General features: G+C 41.6%; 16 protein-coding genes. 12 read left to right on the top strand and 4 right to left on the bottom strand.

Annotation, left to right across the window (positions count from 1 at the left end; genetic code table 11):
- Positions 1–46: 46 nt before the first annotated feature.
- The 3 genes from rho (at position 47) to purS (ending at position 2,729) form a co-directional block, all read left to right on the top strand.
- Positions 47–1,681: a transcription termination factor Rho gene (gene rho, locus DEO27_RS05375; protein WP_112574071.1), complete on the top strand. Its 1,635-nt coding sequence runs from the start codon at positions 47–49 to the stop codon at positions 1,679–1,681.
- A gap of 90 nt (positions 1,682–1,771) precedes the next feature.
- Positions 1,772–2,494: a CDP-diacylglycerol--serine O-phosphatidyltransferase gene (gene pssA / locus DEO27_RS05370; RefSeq protein WP_091210667.1), complete on the top strand. Its 723-nt coding sequence runs from the start codon at positions 1,772–1,774 to the stop codon at positions 2,492–2,494.
- Complete coding sequence (purS, locus tag DEO27_RS05365) at positions 2,475–2,729, top strand: phosphoribosylformylglycinamidine synthase subunit PurS (RefSeq protein WP_112574072.1); 255 nt, start codon at positions 2,475–2,477, stop codon at positions 2,727–2,729. Before pssA ends, purS begins: the two co-directional genes overlap by 20 nt.
- A gap of 155 nt (positions 2,730–2,884) precedes the next feature.
- On the opposite strand, the gene DEO27_RS05360 is transcribed toward purS, so the two are convergent.
- Together DEO27_RS05360 and folK are read right to left on the bottom strand one after the other, a co-directional pair.
- Positions 2,885–3,262, bottom strand: coding sequence for an Hpt domain-containing protein (locus tag DEO27_RS05360; protein WP_112574073.1), 378 nt, complete (start codon positions 3,260–3,262; stop codon positions 2,885–2,887).
- Positions 3,263–3,278: 16 nt separating this feature from the next.
- Positions 3,279–3,767, bottom strand: coding sequence for a 2-amino-4-hydroxy-6-hydroxymethyldihydropteridine diphosphokinase (gene folK, locus DEO27_RS05355; protein ID WP_112574074.1), 489 nt, complete (start codon positions 3,765–3,767; stop codon positions 3,279–3,281).
- An 87-nt stretch (positions 3,768–3,854) separates the two neighbouring features.
- Between folK and sppA the strand changes: the two genes are divergently transcribed.
- Together sppA and DEO27_RS05345 are read left to right on the top strand one after the other, a co-directional pair.
- Entirely contained in the window at positions 3,855–5,645 is a 1,791-nt protein-coding gene (gene sppA / locus DEO27_RS05350) for a signal peptide peptidase SppA (RefSeq protein ID WP_112574075.1), read from the top strand.
- 81 nt (positions 5,646–5,726) lie between these two features.
- On the top strand, positions 5,727–6,191 hold the full coding sequence (locus DEO27_RS05345; protein ID WP_112574076.1) for a hypothetical protein: 465 nt from the start codon (positions 5,727–5,729) through the stop codon (positions 6,189–6,191).
- A 55-nt stretch (positions 6,192–6,246) separates the two neighbouring features.
- Here the strand turns inward: DEO27_RS05345 and DEO27_RS05340 are convergent, their stop codons facing one another.
- Positions 6,247–6,996 carry an ankyrin repeat domain-containing protein gene (locus tag DEO27_RS05340; protein WP_112574077.1) on the bottom strand — a complete coding sequence of 250 codons (750 nt, stop codon included), beginning with the start codon at positions 6,994–6,996 and terminating at the stop codon, positions 6,247–6,249.
- Between the two features lie 202 nt (positions 6,997–7,198).
- On the opposite strand from DEO27_RS05340, the gene DEO27_RS05335 reads away from it, so the two are divergent.
- From DEO27_RS05335 to DEO27_RS05305, 7 genes are all read left to right on the top strand, one after another.
- Positions 7,199–8,872, top strand: a complete 1,674-nt coding sequence (locus DEO27_RS05335) for a DNA polymerase/3'-5' exonuclease PolX (RefSeq protein WP_112574078.1) — start codon at positions 7,199–7,201, stop codon at positions 8,870–8,872.
- Between the two features lie 87 nt (positions 8,873–8,959).
- A complete protein-coding gene (gene rfaE1, locus DEO27_RS05330; RefSeq protein WP_112574079.1) occupies positions 8,960–9,955 on the top strand; it encodes a D-glycero-beta-D-manno-heptose-7-phosphate kinase in 996 nt (331 codons plus the stop codon).
- Positions 9,956–10,056: 101 nt separating this feature from the next.
- A complete protein-coding gene (gene gmhA / locus DEO27_RS05325; RefSeq protein ID WP_112574080.1) occupies positions 10,057–10,626 on the top strand; it encodes a D-sedoheptulose 7-phosphate isomerase in 570 nt (189 codons plus the stop codon).
- Between the two features lie 87 nt (positions 10,627–10,713).
- Positions 10,714–11,217 (top strand): D-glycero-beta-D-manno-heptose 1-phosphate adenylyltransferase, encoded by a 504-nt coding sequence (gene rfaE2, locus DEO27_RS05320; RefSeq protein ID WP_112574081.1) that lies wholly within the window; start codon positions 10,714–10,716, stop codon positions 11,215–11,217.
- Positions 11,218–11,231: 14 nt separating this feature from the next.
- Complete coding sequence (locus tag DEO27_RS05315; RefSeq protein ID WP_112574082.1) at positions 11,232–12,197, top strand: glycosyltransferase family 9 protein; 966 nt, start codon at positions 11,232–11,234, stop codon at positions 12,195–12,197.
- 133 nt (positions 12,198–12,330) lie between these two features.
- Complete coding sequence (locus DEO27_RS05310) at positions 12,331–12,951, top strand: porin family protein (RefSeq protein ID WP_112574083.1); 621 nt, start codon at positions 12,331–12,333, stop codon at positions 12,949–12,951.
- A 161-nt stretch (positions 12,952–13,112) separates the two neighbouring features.
- Complete coding sequence (locus DEO27_RS05305) at positions 13,113–13,589, top strand: SixA phosphatase family protein (protein WP_112574084.1); 477 nt, start codon at positions 13,113–13,115, stop codon at positions 13,587–13,589.
- Between the two features lie 96 nt (positions 13,590–13,685).
- Here the strand turns inward: DEO27_RS05305 and dprA are convergent, their stop codons facing one another.
- On the bottom strand, positions 13,686–14,783 hold the full coding sequence (dprA, locus tag DEO27_RS05300) for a DNA-processing protein DprA (RefSeq protein ID WP_112574085.1): 1,098 nt from the start codon (positions 14,781–14,783) through the stop codon (positions 13,686–13,688).
- Positions 14,784–14,958 lie beyond the last annotated feature (175 nt).

Below are 14,958 nucleotides of genomic sequence, written 5' to 3'. Positions count from 1 at the left end.
AAAACAACTTACAATTTAAAAATCCCATTGAACTATAATTCATATCATGTCTGATAAAATTGAATTGAACGACAAACTCGTTTCTGAGTTGCGCGAAATTGCCAGAAATTTAGGTATTGCTGAGGCCGACGAACTACGTAAAGCTCAGCTTGTTGCCCGCATTGTTGAACAACAACAACTTATTGAAGCCGCCAGGGCTCAACAAAATCTTGTTGAATCAAATTACACTCCAACTCAAGCTCCGGGCGAAGAACCTGCAGAAACAGCAGAAAAACCACGTAAAAGAGCACGCGTTATAAAAACAAAAGATCAATCGAAACCTCGTGTAGAAGTTCCTTTAGATGATACTAATCTTTTTGATGTACAGGAAGATGAACCATCACAGGATGAATCGGAGGTCGAAGCGCCCGCAGTAGTTGCAGAAACAGAAGCTCCCCAGCCGGGTGAGGCACCAGCCAAAACCGAAGAAGTTGTTCCTGAAGCCCGCCCTCAAAAATTTGAACGTAGGATCAACAGCAATAATCAAAACCAGCAAAAAGCGCAGGAACCGCCAATCAATCTCGACTTTGATAATGTAATTGTAAACGAAGGTGTTTTAGAAATTATGCCTGATGGTTATGGTTTCCTTCGTTCATCTGATTATAACTACCTTACTTCTCCTGATGATATTTACGTATCACAATCACAGATAAAATTATTTGGTCTTAAAACAGGTGATACCGTTCGTGGAAGTATCCGTCCGCCAAAAGAGGGCGAAAAATACTTCCCATTGGTACGCGTTGAGGCTATTAACGGCCGCATCCCTGCAGAAGTGCGTGACCGTGTTCCTTTTGACCACTTAACACCATTGTTCCCATCTGAAAAGCTGAGCCTGTTCACTGATCCGAACAATTACTCAACCCGCATTATGGACCTGTTCTCGCCTATTGGTAAAGGTCAGCGTGGTTTGATTGTGGCGCAGCCAAAAACAGGTAAAACCATGTTATTAAAGGATGTGGCCAATGCTATCGCCAAGAACCATCCGGAAGTATACCTTATTATATTACTGATAGACGAACGCCCGGAAGAGGTTACCGATATGGCCCGCAGCGTACGTGCCGAAGTTGTTTCATCAACCTTTGATGAGCCTGCTGAACGCCATGTAAAAATTGCCAACATCGTGCTTGAAAAAGCAAAGCGTATGGTGGAGTGTGGTCATGACGTAGTAATCCTGCTTGACTCTATTACTCGTTTAGCCCGTGCTTACAACACTGTTGCCCCTGCATCGGGTAAAATATTATCAGGTGGTGTTGATGCCAACGCGCTTCACAAACCTAAACGTTTCTTTGGTGCTGCCCGTAACATTGAAGATGGCGGTTCATTAACCATCATCGCTACAGCACTTACAGAAACCGGCTCAAAAATGGACGAAGTTATTTTCGAGGAATTTAAAGGTACCGGCAATATGGAGTTACAGCTTGATCGTAAATTATCAAACAAACGCATCTTCCCGGCTATCGATATTACTGCTTCAAGTACCCGCCGCGACGACTTACTGCTTGACCGTGAAACACTTCAGCGTGTTTGGATCCTTCGCAACCACCTTGCCGATATGAATTCGCAGGAATCGATGGAGTTTTTACAGGCTCAAATTAGGGGCACAAAAACTAACGAAGAATTTCTGATTTCGATGAATTCGTAATATTTTAGCGATAATGAAGTTATAAGTAAAGTAGAATATTATTTGTAACTTCATTATTACTTAATAATTTCCTGATAATTTCATGGCGAAATGAAGAGACGCGTTAAAAAACACCTCCCGAATGCTATTACCTGTGCCAACCTGTTTAGTGGTTGCATAGGGATTGTTTTCGCCTTTCAGGGAAATCTTGTAGTGGCAGCTTATGCCATTTTTCTTAGTTCGATATTTGATTTTTTTGACGGTCTTGCATCAAGGGTTTTAAATTCTTACTCATTTATAGGTAAAGATCTCGATTCATTGGCCGATATGGTAAGCTTTGGCGTATTGCCTTCAGTTATCATGTATGAACTGTTCTTACAGGCACCACAAATAAATGGGGTGAGCCAGATATTAAACTTTGTGGCGTTTTTATTGCCGGTATTTTCGGCATTGAGGCTGGCAAAATTCAATAATGATACCAGGCAATCAGATAGCTTTATTGGTTTGCCAACACCGGCAAACGCTATATTAATAGCATCATTACCTTTAATAGTACAACAGTATGATGCTTTGGCGCATTATATACTAAACCCTTACTTCCTTACGGTATTGGTATTGGTAATGTGCTCGCTGTTGGTGTCCGAAATACCGTTAATGTCGCTTAAATTCAAGAACCGCGACTTTAACAAAAACATTTTCCGTTATTTACTGCTCTTGTTTTCGGCAATACTCATACTATTTTTTAAATTTGTGGCCGTTCCGGTGGTTATATTTATTTATATCACCTTATCTCTAATTCAAACAAAACTCACAAATGACAAAGTTCCAGGCTGAAATCGAAGTAATGCCAAAAAAAGAAATACTTGACCCACAGGGAAAAGCAGTAACCGGTAGCATGAAAAACCTTGGCTTAACCGAAATTCATAACGTGCGCATCGGCAAACACATTACGCTTGAAATTGAAGCCGAAAATGCAGAAGTTGCAAGTGCTAAGGTTGACCAGGCCTGCAAAAGCCTGCTGGCTAACCTGATCATGGAAAGCTATACTTTTAAAATATCAGCCGTTTAAGTTAAAGGCGAAGGGTAAAAGCTAAAAGGTTTTTTATTTTTCTAATCTCATCCAATAATTCTTTTATAAAGCACAAAAGGCAAGAAAATTTCTTGCCTTTTGCTTTTATGTATAACATCAGGGTAATCCCCTAATCCTAAAAATCATGGTTCACCTTATAAATTTGCTTCCTTTTCGGCTTTAATTTCCTTTAAAGTGATCAGGTTGGCTGATACCATGCTGTTTACCTGGTTAAACTTTTCAAAAATTTCGGCGGGGTTCTGGCCACCGGCTTTGCAGGCCAGTTCAACTTCCTGAATAGTAGCCTGACTTATAGGCATACCGAAAAATCCAAGATTTGGTTTTAATTTATGTGCGGCCTGTGCGGCTAATGCCCAGTCCTGGTTATTTAACGCGTTGCTGATGGTGTTGAGTAGCTCGGGCGATTGCTCAAGGAACATCCCAATCGAGTCAACAATAAAATCGTCGCTCCCGTCAGCAATCTCGTATAAAAAAGAAAGATCAAGATCCTGATCTGGTGAAATATCTGCCATTATAAAAGCTTTGTGTTTATTCAAAAATATGCTTTTTTACGATTAAGTTATCCTTTAGTTCATCCTTTAGCTGCAAAATATTTTTTTTAAACACAGGATGAATAAAATCAGGCGCTATCTCGGCCAAAGGAATTAATGTAAAACTGCGTTTATACAATTCAGGGTGCGGGACTACCAGGTTAAACTCGTGAATCACCACATCGCCATAAAACAAAATATCGATATCAATAGTACGAGATCCCCACTTAACCTCCCGCGTACGCCCCATCTCCAGTTCGATACCCAATATTTTTTCCAAAACATCCTGTGCCGAAAGCGCTGTTTGGAGCATCAGCACCTGGTTTAAATAGTCGGGCTCATCAGTTTTCCCCCACGATTGGGTTTCGTAAACCGATGATACAATTTTAACGGGCGCAATTTGGGACGAAATAGTTTCAATTGCTTGTTGCAGAAACAATTCGCGCTTACCGAGGTTACTCCCAAGTAGTAAAAAAACATCAATCATGTTGTAACAAATATAATGGAAACCGCTCTTAGCATTATACGGCGCCTTATTACTAAGTTTGCATAGTTAAAAAGATTTATAACATTAATGAAACAATTCTTCAAATTCGTTCTGGCCACTATTGTAGGGGTAATTATTTCAGGCATAATAATAGGTGTAATAGGAGCTGGCATTATTGTCGGCCTCATCGCATCAGCCGGCAGCGATAAAACGGTAGATGTTAGTCCCAACTCTATTTTGTACATGTCGCTTAAAAATCAGATAGTTGAACGTACCCCCAATAATCCGCTTGCCGATCTGGACTTTTTAGGATTGAATGACAATAAATCGATAGGGCTTAATGATATCCTGGCCGATATTAAAAAAGCCAAAACCGATAATAATATAAAAGGTATATACCTGGATGAAAGTTATATGACTGCCGGCCAGGCCACTACCGAGGAGATCCGCAACGCCCTTATCGACTTTAAAAAATCGGGCAAATTTATCATAGCCTATGCCGAAGTATACACCCAAGGCTTTTACTACCTGGCTTCAGTTGCAGATAAGGTTTATATTAACCCAAAAGGTATTTTTGAATTCCATGGCTTCAGCTCACAAACTACTTTCCTGAAAGGAGCTTTGGATAAGTTAGGCATTGAAGCGCAGATCATTAAGGTTGGCACTTATAAAAGTGCTGTAGAGCCTTTGTTCCTGACCAAAATGAGTGATGCCAATAAACTTCAGGTAACTTCATACCTGGGTTCATTGTATGATCATTTTTTAACCGGCATCAGCAAAAGCCGTGGTGTTAGTAGAGATTCATTATTTAGCTACGCCGATAACATGCGCATCCAGTTCCCCGAAGATGCTTATAAACTGAAACTGGTTGACGGATTAAAATATAAAGACGAGATCCTGGACGATCTGAAAAAACGTACCGGTACTGATTTAAAGGACGATTTGAAAAGCGTTGACCTTAAAGACTACGCAAAAAATAAAACCGAAGATACTGACGACAAGGAAGATGACTCATCATCAAAAAACCGCATCGCTGTTGTTTATGCATCGGGCGATATTACCGGCGGCGAGAGTGACGACAATAACATCGGCTCAGAAACAATCTCCAAAGCATTGCGTAAAGCCCGTTTAGATGATAAGGTAAAAGCTGTGGTATTGCGTGTAAACTCACCGGGCGGCAGTTCATTGGCATCGGATGTAATCTGGCGCGAGGTAAAACTTATCCACGAAAAGAAACCGATCATTGTTTCTATGGGTGATTACGCGGCATCAGGCGGCTATTACATTTCATGCGCTGCCGATTCTATCATCGCGCAGCCTAACACTATCACCGGCTCTATTGGTATTTTCGCGGTGCTGCCTAATATGCAAAAATTATTTAACGATAAACTGGGTGTAACATTTGACGGTGTAAAAACCGGCAAATATGCTGACCTCGGCGATATCAGTCGTCCGTTGAGCCCGGAAGAACGTTTGATATTACAAAACAGCGTAAACCACGGTTATGACGAATTTACCAAGGCTGTTGCCGATGGTCGTGGTAAAACGCAGGCCTACATCAACAGCATTGGCCAGGGCCGTGTATGGACAGGTGAGCAAGCCCTGAAAATTGGCCTGGTTGACCGCTTAGGAAATATAAATGACGCTATTGCCTCTGCCGCTAAAAAAGCGAAGATCAAAAACTATAACATTGTAAACTACCCCGAGCAAAAAAGTATTTTCAGCAAAGTGGGCAGCGGCTTAAGTGCCGAGGTACAAACCCGTATGGTAAAAAATGAGCTTGGCGAAAACTACAGGGTTTATCAACAGATAAAAGGCATCACCCAAATGATGCGCACCCCGCAAGCCCGCCTGCCTTACGACCTTGTGATCAAGTAAAATTTCATTAATACATACATTTTGATTGTGAAAAGCCGCCCGATTTGGGTGGCTTTTTTTATTTTTAGAAAAACTTAAACCATGAAATATCCATTGGATTTCTATACTTCATATAACCAGTTTTATGTTTATGATGAAAGCTCTCCCGGCCAAACTGATTCTGCAAGTTTTTGTACAAACGAAGCTTATGAAGATCGGTTAGCTATTGAAGATGGCGTTTTAGGTATAAGAACGGAATGTTATGGCCCCGTTAAAGCCGAACTTGAAATTTTAGAGACAGCGAATAACATTGTAGATTTTTCCAGTTTCGATCATGTTGTTGAGGCTGGTATTGATATAAAATCCGGAGTAATCCAAATACTTAATTGCCCGGATTGGACAGTACAAATAGAATTACGCACCGCGCCTGGAAATTATAGGGTTAGGATATATTCTTCAAACCTTGCTTCTGTTGATGGAGATGAAGGTAATGATTTCTATCGAATAGAGATTTGGCCCAGTGAAAATGCAGAAAGAACCGTTTTAAAGAAATATCTACGTAGTTAATTTACTTATTGGATTACGAAGTTTTAAAACTTTAAGTCTGTTGAGTACTATTTATCTACCCCCTCATCAAATAAGCATTAGGTACATTATTTGGCACATAATTAATTCCATAAGCATGCTTTATCAGCAGGCTCACAGTTTCCATAGTTGTTTGTTCCTTACGATGAAATTGAGGTAATGAGCCCATCATAGCATAACTTATTGGATTTACCGACGGCACAAACGTTTCCCATTCATATCCCCTGCCCCAGATCAGACCTTTAACCGTATACAACAGATCGGCTCCGTTTTGCAGCAAAAAGTGAAGCATATCAACCGAGCTATTGCCATTTTGATTGACAGTATGAAAAATAGGCGTATGTCCGCCGAAGCCATATTCATCATATGCCGCTTTAGCATTTATATCAGCACCATGATCTAAAAGTATTTTGGCGCAGGCCAAGCTATTATATTCGGCACAAAAATGCATTAAAGTGCCGCCGGTTAATGGCGTATAGGTATTATTATATAAGAAATATGTTTTGTCAACAACTGAAGCGTCTGAATTTAAAGTCAGTTTTAGCATTTCTTCATCATGAGCCAAAACCGCCAGCAAAGCCTTGTCTTCATATTCAAGTCCTGCATCAATGAATACCCTAACGCAATCCTTAAACCGGGGTCCACGGGCATACATTTCAACCATCATAGTAAAAACCGGAGTCCCGTCATGAACTTCATTCGGACTGCCGCCTTTATTAAAATACGCTTTAATCTCATCAACTGCATGAGTTTCTGCCGCGTAAAGGATATCGTTGTAATTGGGCATGGTCTTTTTATTAAAGTTAAATAATTCAATGGCTACTTACTGTATAATTTGAAATACCACGCAAAGCCCAAGGGCTCTAAACGTTCCAACACATTTAGAATACTTTGTGTCTTCGAATGAAAATTCCGTCCTGCAAAAACAAACCCTCTCCTTAAGCTGTCATTACAATGGCTTTTTGTATTTTTACCGCCTCATTGTATTTATGGAAAACAAACCCATAGCCCGCACGCTTCGCTTACTCTCGCAACTCATGGAACTCCATGAGGTTAATCCGTTCAAGATCAAATCGGTAGCTAATGCAGCTTTTAAAGTTGACAAGCTGCCCTTCCCTATCGCCGGCAAAAAACTGGACGAACTGGAAAAGATTGATGGCATAGGCAAAAGCATAGCCGGCAAAGTAGCCGAACTACTTGAAACCGGCACCATGACCGAACTACAGGACATGTTGGATAAAACGCCTGCCGGAGTGGTTGAGATGATGGGGATCAAAGGTATAGGCCCTAAAAAGGTAGCCATTATCTGGAAAGAGCTGGGAATTGAAAATACAGGCGAACTATTTTATGCATGTAATGAAAACCGCCTGATTGAAGCGAAAGGTTTCGGCCTTAAAACACAGGAGGAAATCCGTAAAGCTATTGAATTCAGGATGGCGAGCAATGGCAAATTCCTTTTTGCGCAGGTCGAGAAGGAAGCTAATGAGTTGATGGATGAAGTAAAGGCCATTTTCCCTGATGCGCTGAAACATTTCGCAGGTGAATTCAGGCGTTTAAATGAGATCATTACCGAAATTGTGATTGTAGTTGGCAGTCTTAACCAGGATGTGGCTTACAACGCGTTGGTAAATTCTACTATTCTTTGCAACGTAACTCAGAATAAAAATCATATTCAGGGTGAGCTGCAAAATGGCTTGCTGGTTGATATTATTTGTGTTGATAAAGCGGATTATTATTATGAACTGTTTGTTAACACCGGTACAGATGACCACGTACAGGCTGTTTTTGACAGGATCAACACACCGATGGAACAACCTGCGAGTGAAGAACTCATTTATACCAAAGCCGGTTTGGCCTGGATGCAGCCCGAATTGCGTGAAGGCACCCTGTTTATTGAAAAAGCCGAAAAGAACGAACTGCCAATACTAATCAACTGGCATGATCTGAAAGGCACGCTCCACAATCACAGTACCTGGAGCGACGGGGTAAATACCATTGAAGAAATGGCACTTTACTGCCGGGATACCCTGAAACTCGAATACCTGGGTATGTGCGATCACAGCAAAAGCGCTTTTTATGCAAAGGGCCTCAGCATTGAACGGGTACTGCAACAACACGAAGAAATAGACGCCCTGAATAAAAAAATCGACGGCTTTCATATTTTTAAAGGCATTGAGTCGGACATTTTGTATGATGGTTCGCTTGATTATCCTGATGAGATCCTGCAAAAATTTGATTTCATTGTAGCCTCTGTGCACTCAATCCTTAAAATGGACGAGGAAAAGGCAACTTCAAGGCTGATCACTGCAATTGAAAATCCGTACACAACCATATTGGGGCACCCTACCGGCAGGCTTTTGTTAAGTCGTGGCGGTTATCCTATCAATTATAAAAAAGTAATAGACGCGTGCGCTGCCAATAATGTGGTTATTGAGATCAACGCAAATCCGCTGCGTCTTGACCTCGACTGGCGCTGGCACCAATATGCTTTAGATAAAGGTGTTATGCTTTCCATAAACCCCGATGCCCACCGCATTGAAGGTTTTACAGATATGCATTACGGCATCCTTGCGGCACGTAAAGGCGGCTTATACCGAGAGATGTGCATGAATGCCATGTCGCTGGATGAAATTACAAAAGCGTTTACTAAGAAAAGAGGTTAGTGATTAGAGATCGAAGATTAGTTTTTAAGGCATTTTCCCGATAAAACAATGACTTAATGACGCAATGAAATAATGACTAAAAATTAAATGAACCACCTTAAAGACAAAGTACGATCCATACAGGCTTCGGCACATAAACCGGCAATACTGGTTATTGGCGACCTGATGGTTGACCATTATATATGGGGCAATGCCACCCGCCTTTCGCCCGAGGCACCTGTACCTATTGTAAATGTAAAAAACGAAACCACTACATTGGGCGGTGCCGGCAATGTGGTTCAAAACCTGGTATCATTAGGGGCAAAAGTTATTGTTGCGGGTGTAATTGGTAACGATCAGGCGGCAGGCGAACTAATCAAAATCCTGACCGATGAAGGTGTTGAAACTGACACTATTATAAAGGATAACGGCAGACCAACAACTGTTAAAACCCGTGTTGTTGTAGGCAGTCATCAACTGGTACGGGTTGATCGTGAAGTTACCGACGAGGTATCGGAGCCAATTGCTAATGAGCTTATCGGCAAACTCAACGGTTATATTGATAATGCCGATATGGTACTTTTATCTGATTATAACAAAGGCTTGTTTTCGCCGTTTTTAACGCAAGGCATTATAAAGGCCGCGAATGCTAAAGGCAAAAAAGTGATCATCGACCCTAAAGGGCTTAATTACGAAAAATATAAAGGTGCTTTTATCATCAAACCTAACCGCAAGGAACTGTCTGAAGCCGCTAAAACCGAAAAGATCAACTCGATAGAAAGCCTGCAGCAGGCCGGGAAAGTTATTTTTGAGCAAACGGGTACGCAATACATTGTAGTTACTTTGTCTGAAGAGGGCATGGTAATACTAAGTGAGCAGGATCATAAAAGCTTACCGGTAAAAGCAACCGAAGTTTTTGATGTAACCGGTGCCGGCGATACTGTATTGGCAACCATGGCTTACTTCATGGCAGGTGGCTTAAGTATTGAAGACTCATGCGAACTGGCCAACCACGCCGCCGCCATAGTAATCCGCAGGGTTGGCAGCGCCACAACTACTGTAGATGAGATTATTGAAGATATATTAAAGTCGGCGGCTAATTGAGGCTAAAGGGAAAAGGTCAAATTAAGGCTAAAGGGAAAAGGTCAAAGGCGAAAGGTCAGAAAAAATGACCAAATGACTTAATGACCCAATGAAATAAATTAATGAACAAAATTCAAATATTAAACGAACTTAAAGATCATCAGGATACCCTGCAAAAGGTAATTGATACCCTTAGCGGCGATATTGAGACAGCCTGTGAAATGATCACATCAACCATAAAAAGCGGCAACAAGGTACTACTGGCCGGCAATGGCGGCAGTGCTGCCGATGCCCAGCATATTGCCGCGGAGCTTAGCGGTCGTTTTGTAAAAGACCGTAAACCTTTGCCAGGTATTGCTTTAACGGTAGATACTTCGGCACTTACATCGATAGCTAATGATTATGGCTACGAGCATGTGTTTTCGCGCCAGGTAGAAGCATTTGGCAAACCGGGCGATCTGTTCATCGGTATTTCGACCAGTGGTAACAGTCCGGGGATATTGGCGGCGTTTGAATCAGCTAAAAAACTGGAGCTTAAAACCTTAGGCCTTTCGGGTAGGGACGGCGGTAAAATGAATGGCCTTTGCCAATTGAATGTCATCGTGCCATCCAACATCACTGCACGCATCCAGGAAATGCACATCCTTATTGGGCATATCCTGTGTACTGCCGTAGATAACCTTTTTGAATAACAACAAGTAGAGACGCATCATATGCGTCTTTATATCTTTGGTCATTAAAAAAAAGACGCATGTGATGCGTCTCAACAGGAAAACTAAATGAGAACCGGCTTCGAAAAAACACTTCTTGATAAAATAACTGATCAACCATCGTTGCAATCCCAAATCAAAAACTGGCAAGCCGAAGGTAAAAAAGTGGTGTTTACTAATGGCGTGTTTGACCTGTTGCATATAGGGCACCTCACCTACCTGGCCAAAGCGGCCGAACTTGGCGATAAGCTGGTGATTGGTCTCAATGCCGATAGCTCGGTAAGACGTATCAAAGGCCCAACCCGCCCGGTAAACGATCAAAATAGCCGTGCCGCATTATTGGCAGCCCTATTTTTTGTGGATGCCATTGTTGTTTTTGAAGAAGATACACCGCTTAACCTGATCAGTTCGCTCCTGCCCGATATCCTGGTAAAAGGCGCGGATTACGCGGTTGAGAACATTGTAGGTGCCAAAGAAGTGATAGCCAACGGAGGCGAGGTTAAAACCATTAACTTTGTTGAAGGATATTCGTCAACCTCGATAATCGAAAAAATCAGGAACCAGATTTCCTGAGCCCAAATAACAACATGAAGATACTGGTGATCCGCTTTAGCTCGATGGGTGATATAATTTACACCACACCTGTTGTACGTTGCCTAAAAAAGCAGGTTCCTAATGCCGAGGTCCACTTTTTAACCAAACCAGCCTTTAAGTATATTTACGATAACAATCCTTACGTTGATAAACTACTGTTATTAAAACCTTCCTTAACAGATACGATCAACGAGATCAAAGCCGAAAAGTACGACCAGATAATCGATCTGCATAACAACCTCCGAACCAGTATTATTAAACTGCGTACAGGAATTAAGGCATCAACCTATAAAAAACAGCCCATCCTCAAATGGCTGAGCTTAAAGCTAAAGCGAAACCTGGTAAGTAAGGATCATTTGGTTGACAGGTATTTGAAAGCCGTTAAGTTTTTAGGCGTAGTTAATGATGATAACCCAATCGACTACTATATCAAGGCCGAACATGATATTACCAAATTACTCCCTGTAAGTCATCAAAACGGATACGCTGCTTTTGTAATTGGCGCAACACATTTCACCAAGCGCATGCCCAATTACAAGATCATTAGCATTTGCAAACAGCTTAAACTACCGGTTTTATTATTAGGCGGCAATGATGTTAAGGCTAATGGCGATGAAATTGCCGCTGCCATAGGCACTTCTGTTTATAATGCCTGTGGTATTACCTCTCTTGACGAATCAGTATTCCTGGTATCGAAAGCTAAGAATGTAATAGGTTTTGATACCGGCCTCACCCACATTGCCGAGGCTTTTAACGTGCCAATAGCATCTGTTTGGGGCGGCACCACGCCCGATCTGCTGGGTGTTTGGCCATATAAAGTAAAAGAAGTATTGGTTGCGGGCGTTGATCTATCCTGCCGCCCCTGCTCAAAATTCGGTCTCGAGAAATGCCCGCTTGGGCACTTTAAGTGTATGAACGATATGCCTGAGGCAGATATCGTAAATTTCTCCAATCGATAACACAACACTGTAAAACATTGCTTAAGTAATACTTACAAGCACACTACTGTTAATATCCCACAAAAAACACCAGATATATTTTATACTAAGTGTATTTGTATAAATTTGTGAATTAACTTAAAATCCTTACACCATGAAAAAAACCTTACTAAGCCTGTGCCTTTTAATGGCATCTTTTGCCGCGTTTGCTCAATTACCAACCTTTGGTGTTAAAGGTGGCGTAAACTTCGCTACTTTACATGCAACAGTTGATGGATTTAGTGGCTCCGGCAATTCCGGCAGCTTAACCTCATTCAATGTAGGCGCTTTTGTCGATTTTAAATTTGGCAACTTATCATTGCAACCGGCCCTAAACTTTACCGGTAAAGGCGGTTCGTCAAGCGTAGCTGTCGACAATGAAGCAAGCTCAAATAGCAAAGTAAAACTTTACTATTTACAAGTACCTGTAAACGTTGTTTATCACGTTCCTGCGGTTGTTGGCGACTTTTATTTTGGCGCCGGCCCCTACCTGGGCATGGGTGTTTCAGGAAAAGCAAAAGATGACAACGGCAGCTCCGAAGACGTTAAATTTGGCAGTAGCCAGGATCAGATCAAAAGAACCGATGCCGGTTTAGACGCTATTGTTGGCTTTAAATTTAAAACCGGTTTCCTTATTAATGCCAACTATGACTGGGGATTAACCAACATTACCAATGTTAATGGCATTAAACTTACAAACCGCGTTTTCGGCGTTTCGGTTGGTTACGCGTTTTAATTAAAAAAGGGAAAAAAGGGCTTTTTGTCCATCTCTTTTAAAAAGGAGAAGCTTTCGCTTCTCCTTTTTTTATTTAGTATTATTGAAACCTATTGAAAAACTTTCACGTTATATTTACAACACCTTAATATTATAAACCCATCGCTAACCCGTTTAAAATCATGAAAAAGTTATTATTAATACGCCACGCAAAAGCTACCCATGAAAGCGGTTATATTGATTTTGACAGACCTTTGAAACAATCGGGCATGCAGGATGCGGTTTTAATGGCTACACTTTTAAAAGGTCAATTACAGATTCCCGAATTTATAATAACCAGTCCAGCACTGCGTACCAAAACCACCGCCGAGATCTTTGCCAACCATTTTAAATTACCGGCACCCGGTGAAGACAAAAAAATTTACGAAGCCAGTGAAAACACCTGGGTTAAAGTAATTAACAGCCTTCCGGATGAGTATGATTTTATAGGCGTGGTGGGCCATAATCCCGGTATTAGCCAGATATTATATTACCTTACCAGCCAGTTAAAGGAAATGCCTACTTGCGCTGTGGCCATCATCGCTTTTGAAAACGATACCTGGCAATCCATCAGCGAAGAAGACGGAAAACTAATCCATTTCGATTCACCGAAAGGGTAGATTTAAGTCTGGAGTCTTAAGTTCTGTGTCTGGAGTCTGAATTTCCACTTAGAACTATCAACTTAAGGCTTTCGACTTAAGACTTAGAACTTAAGATTAATTCACCTTATAAGTCTTTCCCGGCAATGAGCTGATATAGCCTTGCATTTCCATGGTAAGCAGTGTCATAGCCAGTTGGCTCATTGGCATATTGGCCTTTAAGGTAAGATCATCTATCGCAATTGGAGCGTTATTTTGCCGTAATATGTCCATGATCAGCCGTTCATCGTCTGACAAATCAAAGGGCAGCATAAATTGCTCAACCGGCTTACTTACATCATTTTTTTCCCAGCCCAGGCTAAAAGCCAGGTCGGCAGTGCAGGTTAGCAGGCTTGCTTTGTTATTGCGGATCAGAAAGTTACACCCTTCAGAAAATTCATCGCCCAACCTGCCCGGAAAAGCAAATACATCCCGGTTATAGGAATTGGCTATTTCGGCAGTGATAAGTGCCCCTCCTTTTATACTGGCTTCAATGACCACCGTCGCGTCAGCAATCCCGGCAACAATGCGGTTTCGCTGCGGGAAGTTTTCCCTGTCGGGATTAGTTCCGGATGGATATTCTGACAGCAAACCTCCGTTTTGAAGCATTTTATCGGCAGTGGCCCGGTTTTGAGCGGGATAAAGCCTGTCGAGCCCGTGACCAAGCACGCCTACAGTTGGCAGGTTTATCTTTACGCACTCTTTATGAGCTGCAACGTCGATACCGTGCGCCAGTCCGCTTACTATTAATACATTATATTGCTGTAATTCTTCTATTAACTGATGGCATAGCTGCTTGCCGTACTCCGTAGCGTTACGGGTGCCAACTATACTGATGATATGAGGCGGATTAAGGTCCATTTTCCCTTTCGCGTAAAGCAGCACAGGCGAATCATGACAGTTTTTTAAGCGTTTCGGGTATCGGGCATCCGTGTAAAAAATAACATCTATCCCATTTTCATCAACAAATTTCAGTTCCTTTTCGGCTTGTTTTAAGGCGTCATCAAAATCCCATTTCACAGCGCGCTTCTCTCCTATTCCGGGGATCCTGATCATTTTTTCGGGCGATGTCCTGAATACCTCTTCTTCATTACCAAGGTATGCAATGAGAGACTTGGCCGCCACCGGGCCGAGATTTTTAACAAAAGATAAGGCAACTTTATGGAGTAATGACATTGGGTTTAGATGCGCTGATGATAGATTACAGCCGCGCAAATTATAAATATTCGGCCGATTATCAAGCGGAAAAATCCTTCGTTAAATAAAAACTACAAAAATAGTTTGCAAACTATAAAAATAGTTTTACCTTTATCTAACTATAAAAATAGTTTGCTATGCATATTAAAGAACT

This window comes from Mucilaginibacter rubeus (assembly GCF_003286415.2).
GTDB classification, from domain to species: domain Bacteria; phylum Bacteroidota; class Bacteroidia; order Sphingobacteriales; family Sphingobacteriaceae; genus Mucilaginibacter; species Mucilaginibacter rubeus_A.
Note: the sequence above shows the minus strand (reverse complement) of the source record. Positions and strands in the feature narration are given on the sequence as shown.